At 42.9% G+C, this 18,624-nt stretch carries 11 protein-coding genes; 8 read left to right on the top strand and 3 right to left on the bottom strand.

The features are described from left to right. Positions 1-11: 11 nt before the first annotated feature. From AAHJ11_RS15735 to metG, 3 genes are all read right to left on the bottom strand, one after another. Positions 12-1,073, bottom strand: coding sequence for a hypothetical protein (locus AAHJ11_RS15735; RefSeq protein ID WP_320978909.1), 1,062 nt, complete (start codon positions 1,071-1,073; stop codon positions 12-14). Continuing rightward, positions 1,060-2,517, bottom strand: coding sequence for a lipopolysaccharide biosynthesis protein (locus AAHJ11_RS15730; RefSeq protein ID WP_148365678.1), 1,458 nt, complete (start codon positions 2,515-2,517; stop codon positions 1,060-1,062). Before AAHJ11_RS15730 ends, AAHJ11_RS15735 begins: the two co-directional genes overlap by 14 nt. Positions 2,518-2,589: 72 nt before the next feature. Further along, the gene (gene metG, locus AAHJ11_RS15725) at positions 2,590-4,629 is read right to left on the bottom strand and encodes a methionine--tRNA ligase (protein WP_320978910.1); all 2,040 of its coding nucleotides are present in this window, start codon (positions 4,627-4,629) and stop codon (positions 2,590-2,592) included. Between the two features lie 897 nt (positions 4,630-5,526). On the opposite strand from metG, the gene AAHJ11_RS15720 reads away from it, so the two are divergent. The 8 genes from AAHJ11_RS15720 to AAHJ11_RS15685 all read left to right on the top strand — a co-directional run bounded on the left by AAHJ11_RS15720 (position 5,527) and on the right by AAHJ11_RS15685 (position 18,142). After that, a complete protein-coding gene (locus tag AAHJ11_RS15720; protein ID WP_320979509.1) occupies positions 5,527-7,587 on the top strand; it encodes an acetate--CoA ligase family protein in 2,061 nt (686 codons plus the stop codon). Between the two features lie 99 nt (positions 7,588-7,686). After that, a complete protein-coding gene (locus AAHJ11_RS15715; RefSeq protein ID WP_148365672.1) occupies positions 7,687-11,703 on the top strand; it encodes a two-component regulator propeller domain-containing protein in 4,017 nt (1,338 codons plus the stop codon). A gap of 56 nt (positions 11,704-11,759) precedes the next feature. Continuing rightward, positions 11,760-12,767: a family 43 glycosylhydrolase gene (locus AAHJ11_RS15710; protein ID WP_217720909.1), complete on the top strand. Its 1,008-nt coding sequence runs from the start codon at positions 11,760-11,762 to the stop codon at positions 12,765-12,767. A gap of 39 nt (positions 12,768-12,806) precedes the next feature. Beyond that, positions 12,807-14,102: a Gfo/Idh/MocA family oxidoreductase gene (locus AAHJ11_RS15705; RefSeq protein ID WP_217720910.1), complete on the top strand. Its 1,296-nt coding sequence runs from the start codon at positions 12,807-12,809 to the stop codon at positions 14,100-14,102. Beyond that, a complete protein-coding gene (locus AAHJ11_RS15700) occupies positions 14,099-14,341 on the top strand; it encodes a hypothetical protein (protein WP_117932775.1) in 243 nt (80 codons plus the stop codon). The genes AAHJ11_RS15705 and AAHJ11_RS15700 overlap by 4 nt, the downstream gene beginning before the upstream one ends. 26 nt (positions 14,342-14,367) lie before the next feature. Next, on the top strand, positions 14,368-15,786 hold the full coding sequence (locus AAHJ11_RS15695) for a Gfo/Idh/MocA family oxidoreductase (protein ID WP_148365666.1): 1,419 nt from the start codon (positions 14,368-14,370) through the stop codon (positions 15,784-15,786). A 62-nt stretch (positions 15,787-15,848) separates the two neighbouring features. Continuing rightward, positions 15,849-17,198 carry a DUF1080 domain-containing protein gene (locus tag AAHJ11_RS15690; RefSeq protein WP_234133756.1) on the top strand — a complete coding sequence of 450 codons (1,350 nt, stop codon included), beginning with the start codon at positions 15,849-15,851 and terminating at the stop codon, positions 17,196-17,198. Positions 17,199-17,338: 140 nt separating this feature from the next. Further along, positions 17,339-18,142, top strand: a complete 804-nt coding sequence (locus tag AAHJ11_RS15685) for an FAD:protein FMN transferase (protein ID WP_320975060.1) — start codon at positions 17,339-17,341, stop codon at positions 18,140-18,142. Positions 18,143-18,624 lie beyond the last annotated feature (482 nt).

Here is an 18,624-nt window from a genome sequence, read left to right as displayed (position 1 = left end):
TTACTATCATTTTAAGTTCCCTTGCATGTTGAGTTTCCTTGTATAAATTCGGTGGCCACTTGTCCGCGTTCCGGTATGGGGAGGACGGATGCTTGCGGAAAGTCCTTGAGCAGACAGTCTGCCGGATGGATGTCCGGATAGAATTTCTTCAATAGGAACAGGCTGGGGCCGGTGGTGATGCTTCCTATAAAGACGGAGGCGTCCATCAATATCTGTATCGAGGAAAGGAAACGTGCCATTTGTTTCTGTTTCAGTTCTTTGGTGGTCTGCGTGAAGGTGCTGTTGACATAGCCTTTTTCGTCGGGGCTGCAAAGGGTGTACCAGTGTATGTCCGGGGCAAGGGTTTGTACTTGTTCGAAAAGGCGGTAATCGTCCGTTAATACAAAGACGTCGCGTAGGGCGGTCTTTTCTTTAATAAGCCGTATGTAATGTTCCGGTGGAAGCAGGTTGGTTTCGGTGATCTTGTCTCCTCCCCGTATCTGGCATCCTGCGTATTGGGGTGGAAGTTGCAGGTCGGCGGCACATTGGCAACATTCCTGTGCGGTGGTGTCGTTGAGTTTCCAGGTGATTTCCGTCAGTTTTTGGAAGGTATGGAGATAGTCGCCGTCTATTCCCAGTTCGGGAATATGGAAATGCTGGTTAGGGTTGAATGTCAGTTGAAAGTTGAGCAAGACCGGTTTGCCGTATGTGAAAAAGGCAATCGTTTTTCCGATGATGTTCTTACAGGTTACTTTCAGTTTCCATTTCAGTAACTTCGTCTTAGGCAGCTTTTTGTCTTTCATCAATGCCTGCCAGGAGGGGAGGCGATGGGTGTTATAGGTGTGATGAAACGGTTCGTGCACTTGCTCGCAGAAGGGGGCGAAACAATCTTCCCAACCTTTTTCCCATCCGAAGTTGGCGTCGTCGGAGTAAAGCTTGAACTGTATTTTGTGTTGCAGGCAATAAAGCATTGCGTGAAGCATATAGGTATATTCGGTGAAGAAACCGGCATCTATGCCTATGTGATAAATCATCGTCTTTTTGAAAGAACTATTCAGAAGGCGGTATCGGGTGGCAAGGTCATTTGGGTTCATGTGTCTTCTTTTTGATGAAATATTGGATGCTTTCTTTAAAAGTAACCGATCGGCTGCCCCACATGGCTGCTACGTAGAGTGCTGCAGCAAGCACTATCTTGCTTGCCAGGCGGAGATAAATATTCTCGATGGAGCGGGTGGTGTAATAGGTGATTACCATAACCGTAGCCGCAATGATAGCGTAAGGAAGTATGTCCATCAGGGCATGGCGAAGCTTCAATCCTATTTCCAAGTGTACGAAGTAGTGCCATGTCAGTAGCCACAATATGTTGATAGATACATAGACGGTAAGCATGGTAAAGATCCCGTAAGAGTGGGCTAATAGAACGCTTGACAGTAAGATGATGCCGAGCGCTATGGTGTTCCACATGTAGATGCGGGATTTTCCTTTACTGATAATCAGTTGTTGATAGAGGTATGCGATGGGAGCAAAGGCTCCGCTGATACACAGTATCTGCATGATTAATATGCTGGAATACCACTTGTCGGTGATGGTGATGATAATCAGCTCTTCCGATACGATTCCCAATCCCAACATGGCGGGAAACGAGACAAAAGCGGTGAAACGCAGCATTTTGCGGAATACCCGTTTTTGCCGTTCAAGGTCGTCGGACACTTTGGTGAGTACCGGTTGCGCTACTCCGTTTATCATGCCGGAGATGAAGAGTTGTCCCATGCCGCACCATTTGTTGGCCTGGTTGTAATATCCTACTTCTTTTTCGCTGTAGAATTTACCCAGTATCACGGAAAACAGATTGTTGTTGATGTGATTGAATACATTGGTAACCAGTAGTTTCCCACTGAATCCGAACATTTCCTTAATCGGGGTGAAGTTGAATTGCAAGCTCGGTCGCCAACGGGTGAAATGCCAGTAACAGGCTGTGTTGATGGTTACGTAAACGATGCTTTGCGTAGCAATACCCCAGTAAGAGAAACCAAAGTAGGCAAGAGTGACTCCGGTGATTCCGGACACGGTGAGTCCGATAACCGAAGATAATGCCCGCTGTTTGACCATCAGGTTACGCAGGAGATAGGCGCTGTGGGATATTCCCAGACTGGCAATGAAGAAGCCGATAAAAGAATAACGTGCCAATGGTGTCAGTTCGGGAGTATCGTAAAAGTCAGCGATAAGCGGTGCACAGAGGAATAACAGCAGGTACAGCGACAGACTGATGGCCGCGTTGAACCAGAATACGGCATTGTAATCATTGTGCGTCACTTCTTTCTTATTAACAAGGGCAGCTGTGAAACCACTTTCCTGTATCGAACTGGCAATGAGGGAGAAGATGGCCAACATTCCCACCATTCCATAATCTGACGGAGTGAGCAACCGCGCGAGGAATATTCCGAAAAGCAGATTTAGCAATTGCTGTATGCCGTTGCTGAATCCTCCCCAAAATAGTCCTTTGGCTGTCTTTTCTTTTAGTGACTGATTCTCGCTCATATTATTTGCAAAGAATACATGAAAAGGCTATACGTGATGATAGCTTTTCATGTATTCCCTATTCTAATTTTATTATTTTACTTCGCTACCCGGCTTCACTTCACGTCCCGGCATGATAACTGCCAGACTGCCGTCGTTGTTTTCGGCACTAAGAATCATGCCTTCGCTGACGATACCTTTCAGTTTGCGCGGAGCAAGGTTGGCGATGAAGCAAACCTGTTTGCCTACCAGTTCTTCCGGTTGATAATGCTTGGCAATACCCGATACGATGGTACGTGTTTCCAGTCCGTCGTCGATTTTGAATTGCAGCAATTTATCCGCTTTCGGCACTTTCTGACATTCAAGAATGGTACCTACGCGGATATCCAGTTTCTCAAAATCCTCGAAGGCAACGTTTGCCCGGATAGGATTGGCTTTGTAGTTGGCTTCCTCGTTTGCTTTCTTTGTATCGAGCAATTTTTGTACCTGTGCTTCGATAGTAGCGTCTTCAATCTTCTCGAACAGCAGTTCCGGTTTGTTCAACTGGTGGCCTACGGGAAGAAGGTCGTCACGTCCCAGTTCAGACCATTCGAAAGTATTCATGTTCAGCATTTTGCGGAGTTTTTCCGAGCTGAACGGCAAGAATGGGTCAAAGGCGATGGCAAGGTTGGCAACCAGTTGCAGGGAAATGTTGAGGATGGTTCCTACACGTTCCATATCTGTCTTAGCCAGTTTCCACGGTTCGGTGTCGGCCAGGTATTTGTTTCCGATACGTGCCAGGTTCATGGCCTCTTTCTGTGCATCGCGGAATTTGAATACGTCGAGCAGTTTTTCTACTTCTGCTTTCACATCTGCGAATTCTTTCAGCGTTTCCTTGTCGTAGTCGGTCAGTTCGCCCTGTGCGGGTACGCGACCGTCGAAGTATTTTTGAGTCAGCACCATTGCACGGTTTACGAAGTTGCCGTATACGGCTACCAGTTCATTGTTATTGCGTGCCTGGAAGTCTTTCCAAGTGAAGTCGTTGTCTTTCGTTTCCGGTGCGTTGGCGGTCAGTACGTAGCGGAGTACGTCTTGCTTTCCGGGGAAATCAGCCAGATATTCGTGCAACCATACGGCCCAGTTGCGGGAAGTAGAGATCTTGTCTCCTTCGAGGTTGAGGAATTCGTTGCTCGGCACGTTGTCCGGCAGGATATAGCTGCCTTCTGCTTTCAGCATGGCGGGGAATACGATGCAATGGAATACGATATTATCTTTTCCGATGAAGTGAATCAGACGCGTTTCTGGATCTTTCCACCATGTTTCCCAGCTGTCGGGAAGAAGTTCTTTAGTATTGGAGATGTATCCGATCGGAGCGTCAAACCATACATAGAGCACTTTTCCTTCTGCTCCTTCTACGGGAACAGGGATACCCCAATCAAGGTCACGGCTCACGGCACGTGGTTGCAGACCCATGTCGAGCCAGCTTTTGCATTGACCGTATACGTTCGGACGCCATTCTTTGTGATCTTCCAGAATCCATTTGCGCAGCCATGCTTCATGCTTGTCGAGAGGAAGATACCAGTGTTTGGTTTCTTTCATCACCGGCTTGCTACCGCTGATGGCACTTTTCGGGTTGATAAGATCTGTAGGAGAAAGCGAGGTTCCGCACTTTTCGCATTGGTCGCCGTAAGCGCCTTCCGAATGGCAGTGAGGACATTCTCCGGTGATATAACGGTCGGCAAGGAATGTTTTTGCTTCCTCGTCGTAATATTGTTCGGATGTTTTTTCGATAAATTCGCCTTTGTTGTATAATGTTTTGAAGAAATCCGAAGCCAGTTGGTGATGCGTCGGTGAAGTGGTGCGACTATACACGTCGAATGAGATACCGAATTCTTCGAATGATTTTTTAATCAGCGAATGGTAGCGGTCTACTACATCCTGTGGAGTAATTCCTTCTTTCTTGGCACGGATGGTGATAGGCACTCCGTGTTCGTCCGAACCTCCGATGAATAATACATCTTCTTTTTTCAGACGCAGATAGCGCACATAGATATCTGCCGGCACGTATACACCCGCTAGGTGACCGATATGGACAGGACCGTTCGCATACGGCAGTGCCGATGTGACGGTGGTTCTTTTGAATTTCTTTTCCATTATATAGTGTGATTTTTGTTGTTTTCAGCTTTGCAATGTGCAAAGATAGTGACTTTTCACCACAGATTACACGGATTAACACAGATTTTTCATTCTCATAGCCGTGGTTGTCTCATAAGAATGATGTAAACTTGATAGCTATTCTAACATAAAGCTATTTGCTGATATGTTGGATTTATTCTCACATGTTCTGTTTTTAAGATTAAAATAAAATATTAGTATCTAAATTTCGTTCTAATAAAATAAATGCTGTATAAGATATTGCAAGAATATGCAGAGATAACTAGGTGGCTTTGAATATAAATAAGCAAATATGTATAATTATTGGCAGAATTGAATACCGTTCCTTTTAAAGGAAGCTTCTGTTGCTTTTAAAGGAACGATTCATTGGTTAGAGAGAAACATGTCTTTGCTTTTAAACAAAGAGGTAAAAGAGTCTTTTGGGTACAGATTTTCTTCTGGTTGCTCCTGAAATAGTGAGATGCTAATGGTGTTAATTTGAAATGTGGAATTGAGATAATCGATTCCTTTTTATATATAATCTCTTTGAACTATTAATATAATTTGTTTTAATCCCTATTTCGTGTGAATTTGAAATTTACAAATGGTTTCTCTTTCCCTTTTTTGATACATATTGATCTTTGTAGCGTATATTCCAGATTCTCCATCAGTTTTATATCCGTTTTTTCTGCATAAAAATAATTTCATCCCTGATGATCTGAATTTCATGAAGAGATGACGGCTTCATTTTTCAAAAAGTTAGTATAATCTATTTGTAATCTTAATCTTTTTCTTTTTTACAGTCTGTTTCTATATACAATTCTTCCCTTTTTCTTTCTTTTTTCTCATAAGAAAGAATATATTTGTATTTAAGTTAAACGAAAACCAAAGCATGATATGATAACAACCCAGTTGCTTCGTCCTGAAAGCATTGTTGTAGTAGGGGCATCGAATAATGTGCATAAGCCGGGTGGCGCAATATTAAAGAATTTGATAAACGGAGGTTATCAGGGAGAACTTCGGGCGGTGAATCCGAAGGAGAAGGAGGTGCAGGGAGTTCCCGCTTTTGCTGATGTGAATGATCTGCCGGATACGGATCTGGCGGTGTTGGCTGTGCCTGCTTCAATGTGTCCTGATATAGTAGAAACATTGGCTAGTAAGAAACAGACCAGAGCATTTATCATACTTTCGGCAGGTTTTGGTGAAGAGACTCACGAAGGGGCATTGTTGGAAGAACGCATTCTGGAAACAGTCAATAAATACGGGGCTTCATTGATTGGACCTAATTGTATCGGATTGATGAATACATGGCATCATAGCGTGTTTAGCCAGCCAATTCCTAATTTGAATCCGAAAGGGGTGGATTTGATTTCCAGTTCCGGTGCTACGGCGGTATTTATTCTGGAAAGTGCTGTGACAAAAGGTTTGCAATTTAATTCTGTCTGGTCGGTGGGAAATGCCAAGCAGATCGGGGTAGAAGATGTATTGCAATTTATGGATGAAAACTTTGATCCTGAAAAAGATTCCCGTCTGAAACTACTTTATATTGAAAGTATTCAGAATCCGGACCGGTTGTTATTTCATGCCTCCTCTTTGATTCGAAAAGGATGCAAGATTGCAGCAATCAAAGCTGGCAGTTCGGAGAGCGGAAGCCGGGCGGCATCTTCTCATACAGGCGCAATTGCGAGTTCCGATTCGGCAGTGGAGGCTTTGTTCCGTAAAGCGGGGATTGTACGCTGTTTCTCCCGCGAGGAATTGACTACCGTAGGTTGCGTGTTTACTTTGCCCGAATTGAAAGGAAAGAATTTTGCCATTATCACCCATGCCGGAGGGCCGGGAGTGATGCTGACAGATGCGTTGAGTAAAGGCGGGCTGAATGTTCCTAAACTGGAAGGAGAAATAGCCGAAGAACTAAAAGCTCAACTGTTCCCCGGTGCTGCCGTCGGGAATCCTATTGATATTCTGGCTACCGGAACACCGGAGCATCTGCGTCTTTGCATTGACTACTGCGAGGAGAAACTCGACAATATAGACGCCATGATGGCCATCTTCGGAACTCCGGGACTGGTTGCCATGTTTGAAATGTATGATGTGCTTCATGAGAAGATGCAGACTTGCAGGAAACCAATTTTTCCCATCCTTCCTTCTATTAATACAGCCGGGGCAGAGGTTGCCGCCTTTCTGGCAAAAGGACACGTGAATTTTGCAGATGAGGTGACCTTGGGCACTGCTCTTTCCCGTATTGTCAATGTTCCTAAACCGGCAGTTCCTGAAATTGAACTGTTCGGAGTAGATGTACCGAGGATTCGTCGCATTGTCGATTCTATCCCGGAGAATGGTTATATTGCTCCCAATTACGTACAAGCATTACTGCATGCTGCCGGTATCCCGCTGGTAGATGAGTTTGTTTCCGATAATAAAGAGGAGATAGTAGCCTTTGCCCGTCGGTGCGGATTCCCGGTAGTTGCCAAAGTCGTTGGTCCTGTGCATAAATCGGATGTCGGTGGTGTAGTTCTGAACATCAAAAGCGAGCAACATCTGGCACTGGAATTCGAACGTATGATGCAGATTCCTGATGCAAAGGCAATTATGGTACAGCCGATGCTGAAAGGTACGGAACTGTTTATCGGTGCAAAGTATGAAGAGAAGTTCGGTCATGTGGTACTTTGCGGTTTGGGAGGTATTTTTGTGGAGGTGCTGAAGGATGTGTCTTCCGGTCTGGCTCCGCTTTCCTACGAAGAAGCCTACTCAATGATTCATTCGCTGCGTGCCTATAAAATCATTCAGGGAACACGGGGACAAAAAGGAGTCAACGAAGATAAGTTTGCTGAAATTATTGTTCGTTTGTCCACTTTGTTACGCTTCGCTACAGAAATCAAAGAAATGGATATAAATCCGCTTTTAGCTACGCAAAAGGCAGTTATAGCAGTTGACGCGCGTATCAGGATAGAAAAATAGGACTATTCTTTCATTCATTGAGACATATTTACTATCTTTCCGCTGTGATTTTGCCTACATTTGGTAACTCAAACGGAAAGATAGAAAACACGTATGTTTATGAAGAAAGTTCTAATACTTTTGATCTGTTTAATAGGCTATCAGATAGGCTGCCATGCACAAATGGCGGACGAACATTACTATTTTAAAAATCTTAGTGTACAAAACGGATTATCCCAGAATACGGTCAATGCAATTTTGCAGGACAGACAAGGTTTTATGTGGTTCGGTACAAAAGATGGCTTGAATAGATATGACGGTTTGTCATTCCGTAGATTCAAACATGATGACCGTACGCGGCGGAGCATCGGTAATAATTTTATCACAGCACTTTATGAAGATGCGAAAGGAGATATCTGGGTAGGTACCGATGTAGGACTTTATATCTATCATCCTGAAAAAGATTCTTTCCGGCACTTTGCCGAATTGAGTGAGGAAAACACTAAAATAGAACATACTGTAACTGCAATTTCCGGAGACAACAAAGGATGTGTCTGGGTGGCGGTAGAATCACAGGGGTTATTTTGTTATGACCTGGAGGAAGGAAAACTCCGGAACTATACATTAAAGAATTTTTCTTTTCTTACCACCAATATCCAGTCTTTTGTCTTCGATAATAGCGGAACTCTCTGGATCGGTTGCTATGGTGACGGGCTTTTTTATTCGAAAGACCGTTTAAAAACTCTTCAGCCTTATGTTTCGCCCGTAGATAATCGGGAAATCTATGCCAATGATGTCGTGACATCTCTGGTGAGAGGAGCATATAATTGTCTATATGTAGGTTCTTTAAAAGGAGGAGTGAAAGAGTTGAACCTGACTTCCAACAAACTGCATGACTTGCTTTCGGAGGATGAAAGTGGAGAGTCTGTTTTTTGTCGTGAACTGCTGGTTGCTTCTGACAATGAATTGTGGATTGGTGCAGAATCGGGACTTTATATTTATAATCTCCGGACGGCCAAACATGTTCATTTGCGCAGCTCGATTAACGATCCTTATTCTTTGTCCGATAATGCTATCTATTCATTGTGCAAGGATCGTGAGGGCGGCATTTGGATCGGTTCTTATTTTGGCGGTGTGAACTACTATCCGCGTTTTTATACGTATTTCGAAAAATATTATCCGAAAGGAACAGATAATGGTTTGCATGGAAAACGGGTACGTGAGTTCTGCCTGGATAATCAGGGTATTCTGTGGATTGGTACGGAAGACGGTGGTTTGAACCGTTTCAATCCGAGGACCAAGACTTTCTCCTTTTTTACACCTAGCAGTGCTTTTACAAATGTGCATGGGTTGTGTTTGATTGATAATTATCTTTGGGTAGGAACCTTCTCAAAAGGAGTGAAAGTGGTGGATACGCATACAGGGGCTATTGTGAAAACCTATCAGAAAACAGATTCTCCCCGTTCATTGATAGACAATAGTGTGTTCTCTATTTGCCGTACAACGACAGGTGATATTTATCTGGGAACTTTATTCGGCTTGCTCCGATATAATAAACAGTCTGATGATTTCGACCGGATACCGGAACTGAACGGCAGGTTTGTATATGATATAAAGGAAGATTCCGGCGGTAATCTATGGCTGGCAACTTATGCAAATGGAGCTTATTGCTACAATGTGAGCGAAAAGAAATGGAAGAACTATTTGCACGATGAAAATAATCCGAAGAGCCTTCCGTATGACAAAGTATTGAGCATCTTTGAAGACTCTCACCGGCAAATCTGGCTGACTACCCAAGGAGGAGGGTTCTGTCGTTTTCAGCCGGAAACAGAAACATTCGTCAATTATAATTTGTCTGCCGGATTGCCGAACGATGTTGTATACCAGATTGTGGAGGACAAAGATGGATTTTTGTGGTTGACAACTAACAACGGTCTGGTTTGCTTCCGACCTACCACTGGAGTGATGAAAGTATATACCACCTCCAATGGTTTGTTGGGCGATCAGTTTAATTATCGTTCAAGCTTTGAGACCGAGGATGGTACGATCTATTTGGGTAGCATTGATGGTTTTATCGCTTTTAATCCTAAGAATTTCTCGGAGAATAAGTTCATTCCGTCTGTTGCCATTACTGATTTCTTCCTGTTTGGTAAGGAGGTATATGCCGGCGAACCGGGATCTCCGTTGGAGCAGAGTATAACTTTCTCCGACCAGCTTGTGCTTCAATCCAATCAGAACTCTTTTTCTTTCCGTGTAGCAGCATTGGATTTCCAGGCTCCGAAAACGAGCCGGATTATGTATAAACTGGAGGGCTTTGATACGGATTGGCTGACGGTTGGCGAAAGCCCTATCGTTACTTATTCCAATCTTCGTTATGGTGATTATACTTTCCGGGTGAAGATTGCTAACAGTGATGGTATATGGAGTGACAACGAAGTGTCATTAGGGGTACATATTCTTCCTCCTTTCTATCTCTCTATATGGGCGTATTGTGTGTATGCTTTGCTGATTATCGGCTGTTCCCTGTATACGGTTATGTACTTCAAGAGACGTAGTAACAGCAAGCACCGCAGGCAGATGGAGAAATTCGAGCAGGAGAAAGAGCGTGAAGTCTACCATGCAAAGATTGATTTCTTTACGAATGTGGCCCATGAGATACGTACACCGTTGACGCTGATTAAAGGTCCATTGGAAAACATTATATTGAAGAAACAGGTCGATGCGGAAACGCGGGAAGACTTGAATGTAATGAAGCAGAATACGGAACGGCTGTTGAACTTGACTAATCAGTTGCTTGACTTCCGTAAAACGGAAAGTCAGGGATTCCGTTTGAATTTTGCGAAATGCAATGTAACGGAGGTATTGAAAGAGACTCATGTGCGTTTTACTTCTCTTGCCAAACAGAAAGGCCTGGAGTTCACCTTGCAAGTGCCTGAAAAGGACTTCTATGCACATGTGAACCGGGAAGCGTTTACGAAGATTATCAGTAATCTGTTGAATAATGGGGTGAAGTATGCTGAAAGCTATGTACACATATCTTTGGAAGTGCCGGAAACGGATGATAACAATTCATTCTGTATTCGTACGGAAAATGATGGAGTGATTATTCCCAATGAGATGAAGGAGGAAATATTCAAGCCTTTCGTTCGTTTCAATGAAAAAGAAGACGGAAAGGTGACTACCGGAACTGGAATCGGCCTGGCTCTTTCCCGTTCATTGGCCGAGTTGCATCAAGGGACACTGGCTATGGGAGAAGGAGAGAAAAACAATACTTTCTGTCTGACCTTACCGATTGTTCAGGATATGACAATTACCTTGACTCCGGAACCGGAAGGTGAAGTAGACAAGATGAGTGAGATTCCTGCCGGGGAGCCGGAAAAGAAAGATAACCGACCTACAGTGCTGGTTGTGGAAGACAATCCGGATATGCTTGCCTTTGTAGTGCGCCAGCTGTCGAAAGAATATACAGTATTGACTGCTACCAATGGTGCGGAAGCGTTGCAAGTGTTGGACGGCAATTATGTGAACTTGGTGGTTAGTGATGTTGTGATGCCTGTGATGGATGGTTTTGAATTGTGTAAGACGATTAAGTCGGATTTGAATTATAGCCATATCCCCGTCATCCTGTTGACTGCGAAGACAAATATCCAGTCTAAGATAGAAGGAATGGAGTTGGGGGCCGATGCTTATCTGGAGAAGCCTTTCTCTGTGGAATACTTGCAGGCTTGTGCTTCCAGCCTTATCCAGAACAGGGAGAAATTGCGTAAGGCTTTTGCACAGTCTCCTTTTGTGGCAGCCAATACGATGGCGTTGACGAAGGCCGATGAAGATTTTATAAAGAAGCTGAACGAGGTGATTCAAATGAATTATAGTAATCCGGAATTTAGTATGGATGATATGGCGGATAGCTTGAATATGAGCCGTTCCAATTTCTATCGGAAGATAAAAGGAGTGCTGGATTTGAGCCCGAATGAATATCTTCGTCTGGAACGTTTGAAAAGAGCTGCCCAATTATTGAAAGAGGGAAAAAACCGGGTGAATGAGATTTGCTACATGGTAGGATTCAATTCTCCGTCTTATTTTGCCAAGTGTTTCCAAAAACAATTTGGAGTGCTACCAAAAGATTTTGTAAGTTAATATTGATTTAGAGCTATAAAGATAAGGTAAAAAGGAACTTTTAAAAGAATGATTTGATGAAAAAGTATGTAAATTTGTTCGTTTTCATTTTCATGGTGGGTACTTGTTTTTCGCAGAACAAAGCACAGACGAAATCTGCAGTGAGCTATAAGAATCCGGTTGTAGATATTGCTATGCCTGATCCTACAGTGATTAAGGCTGCGGATGGTTATTTTTATGTGTATGCTACCGAATCTACCAGAAACGTTCCGATCATGAAGTCGAAAGACCTGGTGCAATGGACTTTTTGTAACACGGCATTCACAAATAAAACTCGTCCCAGATTTGAACCTAAAGCTGGGATTTGGGCACCGGACATCAATTATATCAACAATAAATATGTACTTTATTATGCGATGTCGGTGTGGGGAGGAGAACAGACGTGTGGAATTGGAGTAGCTACGGCCGACTCTCCACAGGGACCTTTTACGGATCATGGTAAGATGTTCCGTAGTAATGAGATCGGTGTGCAGAATTCGATCGATCCCAGCTTCCTGCAATATGAAGGGAGAAACTATCTGGTATGGGGAAGCTTCCGGGGAATATATGTTATTGAGCTGACTGAAGATGGTCTGTCGTTGAAGCCGGGAGCGGAAAAAAAGAGAATAGCAGGAACTGCTTTTGAAGCTGCCTATATTCATAAGCACGGCGATTATTATTATATGTTTGCCTCTATCGGAAGTTGTTGCGAGGGGATTAGGAGTACTTATAAAGTTGTAGTGGGCCGCTCTAAAAAAGTCTGGGGACCATATAAAGATAAGTCGGGCAAACCGATGTTGAAGAATGGTTATTCTTTGGTGATAGGTGCGAATAATCATTTTGTAGGCAATGGACATGGCTCACAGATTATCCGGGATGATGCGGGGCAAGACTGGCTTTTGTATCATGGCTTTTCAAGATCGGCTCCGGAGAATGGACGTATCCTGTTGCTGGACCAGATCAAGTGGGATAAAGAAGGATGGCCTTATGTGGAAGGTGAAGCTCCTTCTTACGAAACACAAAAAGCACCTGTATTTAATAACTGATTTTCAGATAAACTAATTATAATCTTAAATACCACAAGCATGAAACATACCCCTATTAGCAGGCGGGATTTTCTAAAGAATTTAGGCATGGCTGGGGCTGGCACTCTTCTTGCAGCGAGCCCTTGGCTTTCTGCTTTTTCGGAGGTGACGAACACCTCAAACGAAAAGTGTCGTCTGGCAATTATCGGTCCTGGTTCCCGAGGACGTTTTTTAATGGGATTTTTGGCTAAGAATCCCAAAGTCGAGATCGTAGCATTGTGTGACATTTATAAACCATCTATCGAAAAAGCGTTGGAGCTTGTCCCTAATGCCAAAGTATATGGTGACTACCGGGAAGTGCTGGAAGATAAGTCGATAGATGCCATACTCGTAGCTACTCCTCTTAGCTCGCATTGTAAAATCGTATTGGATGCTTTCGACGCAGGAAAGCATGTGTTCTGTGAGAAGTCGATAGGCTTTACGATGGAAGAGTGTTACCGTATGTATCAGAAGCACCGTAGCACAGGGAAGATTTTCTTCACAGGGCAACAACGTTTGTTCGATCCTCGTTACATCAAAGCGATGGAGATGATTCATGCGGGTACCTTTGGTGAAATAAATGCAATCCGTACTTTCTGGAACCGGAATGGCGATTGGAGACGCTCGGTGCCTTCACCTAATCTGGAACGTCTGATAAACTGGCGTCTTTATAAGGAATTTTCGAAAGGACTGATGACGGAACTTGCTTGCCACCAGCTTCAGATTGGAAGTTGGGCTTTGCGTAAGATTCCCGAGAAGGTAATGGGGCATGGTGCCATTACTTATTGGAAGGATGGTAGAGATGTGTATGACAATGTGAGTTGTGTATATGTCTTTGATGATGGGGTGAAGATGACATTTGACTCCGTTATTTCCAATAAGTTCTATGGACTGGAAGAACAGATCATGGGTAACCTCGGCACGGTAGAACCGGAAAAAGGAAAATATTATTTTGAGAATGTGGCTCCTGCACCGGCTTTCTTGCAGATGGTGAATGATTGGGAAAACAAAGTTTTCGATTCTCTTCCTTTTGCAGGAACGAGCTGGGCTCCGGAAACAGCAAACGAGAATAAAGGAGAATTTATTATTGGAGAACGTCCCAAGAGTGACGGTACGTCCTTATTGCTGGAAGCGTTCGTTGAAGCCGTCATAACACAGAAACAACCGGAAAAAATAGCGGAAGAAGGATACTATGCAAGTATGCTTTGTTTGCTGGGACATCAGGCATTGGAGGAAGAGCGGACGCTCTATTTCCCCGATGAATATAAAATAGATTATCTGAACCATCAATCTGTAAAAACACCCGAAGCAGTATGAAAGACACGATTGTAACCGCACGACGAAAGAAAATAGAGTTAATCACTTTACTTATTTGTTTCGTAGTATCCAATTTGATACACCTCTATGCAATTATTGCTTATCATGCGCCATTTACGGAGATGATAACCTCTATTTTCTATATCATCATATTTGCTTTTGTGCTTTATGCTTTTTGGGGGATTTTGCGTCTCTTGTTTTATGGGCTACGGGCACTGTTTACTCGTTCACGAACTTAATCAATATCAATGAAAATAATTAACTTATGGTAACACGAAGAGATTTTCTGAAAACGATGTCAATGGCTTCTGCCGGATTGGCGTTGGGAGCAGGTGACTTGCTGCATGCTCAAACGATTTCACCCAAGAAAGGAAGGGGTGACAAGGTAAAGATAGCTTATATCGGTATTGGTAACCGCGGGGAGCAGATTATTGAAGATTTTGCGCGGACAGGTATGGTAGAAGTGGTAGCGTTATGTGATGTGGACATGGGTGCCAAACATACGCAAAAGATAATGGCTAAATATCCGAAAGCAAAACAGTTCAGGGATTTCCGCCAGATGTTTGATAAAGCAGGTAATGAGTTTGATGCTGTAGCGATTGCTACTCCCGACCATTCACATTTCCCGATCAGCATGCTGGCATTGGCATCCGGAAAACACGTATATGTAGAAAAACCACTGGCGCGTACTTTCTACGAAGCCGAGTTGTTGATGCAGGCTGCGCTTAAACGTCCTAACTTAGTTACCCAGGTCGGAAATCAGGGACATTCTGAAGCAAACTATTTCCAGTTTAAAGCTTGGATGGATGCGGGAATTATCAAAGATGTTACCGCTATCACTGCCCATATGAATAACCCGCGGCGTTGGCATAAATGGGATACTAATATCTATAAACTTCCTTCGGGACAGCAACTGCCGAAAGATATGGACTGGGACACTTGGCTCGGAGTTACCCCTTATCACGAGTATAATAAAGATTATCATTTAGGACAATGGCGTTGCTGGTATGATTTTGGTATGGGTGCATTGGGCGACTGGGGGGCACATATCCTCGATACGGCTCACGAATTTCTGGAACTGGGATTGCCTTATGAAGTCACCATGCAATACGCAAATGGTCATAATGATTATTTCTTCCCTTATTCTTCCACGATTCTCTTCCGTTTCCCGCAACGTAAAGGAATGCCACCGGTAGACATTACCTGGTATGACGGTCTGGATAATCTTCCTCCTATTCCTGCCGGTTATGGAGTTTCGGGATTGGATCCGAACATTCCTTCGACGAATCAGGGAGATACTCCTGCGGCTAAATTGAATCCGGGAAAGATTATCTATACGAAAGACTTAATCTTTAAAGGGGGGAGTCATGGAAGTACTTTGTCTATTATTCCGGAAGAGAAAGCGAAAGAGATGGCTGGCAAATTACCGAAGGTTCCTAAAAGTCCTTCCAATCACTTCGAGAACTTTTTATTGGCATGTAACGGCATTGAAAAGACGCGCTCACCGTTCGAAATCAACGGTGTTTTGAGTCAGGTGTTCTCACTGGGTGTAATGGCTCAACGTCTTAATACACAACTGTTCTTTGACAGCCGCACGAAGCAGATTACAAATAATGAATTTGCTAATGCCATGTTGGCGGGACTTCCGCCGCGTAAGGGTTGGGATGAATTTTATAAATTATAAATAAAAACAGCTTTTTCCATTCCTTTCTCCAGGAGAAGGGGATGGAGAAGGACCAATAAATAATCATGAAAAATATTGTATTAACTTTACTTTTATTTTGTGCCGCTTCGTTGGGTGCACAAAACTGGGAACCTCTTTTCAACGGGAAAAACCTGAAAGGATGGAAGAAATTGAATGGCAAAGCCGAGTATAAAATTGTAGATGATGCCATTGTCGGTGTATCTAAGATGGGAACTCCCAACACTTTCTTGGCAACTACAAAGAATTATGGTGACTTTATTCTTGAATTTGACTTCAAGATAGATGATGGTTTAAATTCCGGTGTACAGCTTCGCAGTGAAAGTAAGAAAGACTATAAGAAAGGTCGCGTACACGGTTATCAGTTTGAGATTGATCCTTCTAAGCGTGCTTGGTCGGGTGGCATTTATGATGAGGCACGTAGAAACTGGCTTTATCCTTTGACGCTGAATCCGTCGGCAAAAACTGCTTTTAAGAATAACGCATGGAATAAAGCCCGTATTGAAGCTGTTGGTAATTCGATCCGTACCTGGATAAACGGAGTACCTTGTGCTAATATCTGGGATGACATGACTCCTGTAGGTTTCATCGCTTTGCAAGTACATGCTATTGGAAATGCAGCAGATGAAGGAAAAACAGTTAGCTGGAAGAATATCCGCATTTGTACGACGGACGTAGAGCGCTATCAGACATCGGAAGCGCAAGCTGCACCGGAAGTGAATCTGATTGCCAACACGATTTCTCCTAGCGAAGCAAAAGAAGGCTGGGCTCTATTATGGGATGGCAAGACTACTGACGGATGGAGAGGTGCTAAACTTTCTACTTTCCCTGCAAAAGGCTGGAAGATAGAAAATGGTATTCTGAAAGTAATGAAGAGTGGTGGAGCTGAATCTGCTAATGGTGGTGATATTGTGACTACCCGTAAATACAAGAATTTTATTCTGAAAGTAGATTTCAAGATTACTGAAGGTGCAAATAGCGGAGTTAAATATTTCGTAAATCCGGGGCTGAATAAGGGTGAAGGTTCTGCTATCGGCTGCGAATTCCAGATTCTTGATGATGACAAGCATCCTGATGCAAAACTGGGTGTGAAAGGCAACAGAAAGTTGGGGTCTTTGTATGACTTGATTCCGGCTCCAAAAGATAAACCTTTCAATAAGAAAGAATTCAATACTGCTACTATCATTGTAAAAGGTAATCACGTAGAACATTGGTTGAACGGAGTTAAGCTGATTGAATATGATCGTAACAATGATATGTGGAATGCATTGGTAGCATACAGTAAATATAAAAACTGGCCTAATTTCGGAAATTCGGAGGAGGGTAATATACTTCTTCAAGACCATGGAGATGAAGTATGGTTTAAGAATGTAAAGATTAAAGAACTGGAATAGTTCCGTTTTCTAGTTATTAGGAGATACGTTAAAACTCTTTTATGATTTTTCAGGCACGGATTACACGGGTTTCACGGTTACGCTAATGAAATAAAAAACGTGTAATCTGTGTAATCCGTGCCTAATTTGTATTTTATACGATGCAGACCACTATTCAACATCTATACAAACCGTCAAATGATGATAATTCCTTGTTTTATGCCTGGTTTCTTGCCATGCATACGCGGGTGGATATTATCTTATGTAGCCGGAAGTCGGAAGGAGAATTGCTGCTTGTGGTCAATCGTATTTATGATGCATTGTGCCGGTTGGAAAAGATGGCGAACTTTTATGATCCGGCCAGTGAATTGTCTGTTGTCAACCGGACAGCCTTTGTCTCTCCGGTCGTTCTTAGCGAAGAACTTTATTCAATGATCGATTTATGTTTGGAATATAACAGCAAGACTTTGGGATGCTTTGATGTCACAGTTCATTCGGAAAATTATAACCAGAACACAATACATTCAGTACATTTATCAGCCGGAGATCATAGTATCTGTTTTTCACAGCCGGGAGTAACTATCAATTTGTCCGGCTTTCTCAAGGGATATGCTTTGGAAACAATCAGAGGTATATTGAATGAGGCTCTGATAGAGAATGCATTGATAAATATGGGAAACAGTTCCATTCTTGCTTTGGGTAATCATCCGGTAGGTTCGGGATGGAAAATTAATGATATACTTCTTCACAACGAATGCCTTACAACCTCCGGCAATGACTCTCCCAATCGTCGGCACATCGTTTCTCCCCGAAATGGGAAATTGGTGGAAGGCGTTAAACAAATTGCTGTAGTAACGACTGACGGATCAATAGGGGAAATCTTGTCTACCGGCTTATTTGCCGCTGATAGCGAACAGCGTGAAGCCTTGTTGGGTATATATCGACAATATCGCGTGTATATATAAGCTGTGCTGGTAAGTTTTTTTGTAGAGCATGCGCTATTCTTTAATTCTATTTTGGAAGGTTAATATTCTTTTCATAAGTATTCGTGTAGATTTTTCAAGTGTTTATGCTTCTTTTTTCGAGTTTGAATACTCCATACGCGGGTGTTAATATTTGAGAACTCAACTGTTAATATTGGATAGATGGGGTAGTAATGTTTGTGAAGAACAGATGCAATAAAGAAATGAAGACATCTTCTTGGTTTAACTCTCTTAAGTTATTCGTATAGTTTGGTAGGCTAATATGGTGGGACAAGATGCATAGATTATGAAAATTACTTTTATTACGGCTATATATAGTAGGGGGAATTGACTGAGAAGTGATTTTGATATTTATCCTTATTGTGCAAATTGGAACATTTTACGAAGTTTGAATTTTTAAATGTTGATTTGAACAAATATTTCTTTTTTTTGAGACTATTTTTATACTAGTGATTGCTAGTAGG

Source organism: Bacteroides sp. 90-K9/2, assembly GCF_047310725.1.
In the GTDB taxonomy this organism is placed as follows: Bacteria; Bacteroidota; Bacteroidia; order Bacteroidales; family Bacteroidaceae; genus Bacteroides; species Bacteroides vicugnae.
This window is presented reverse-complemented; position numbering and strand designations above follow the sequence as displayed.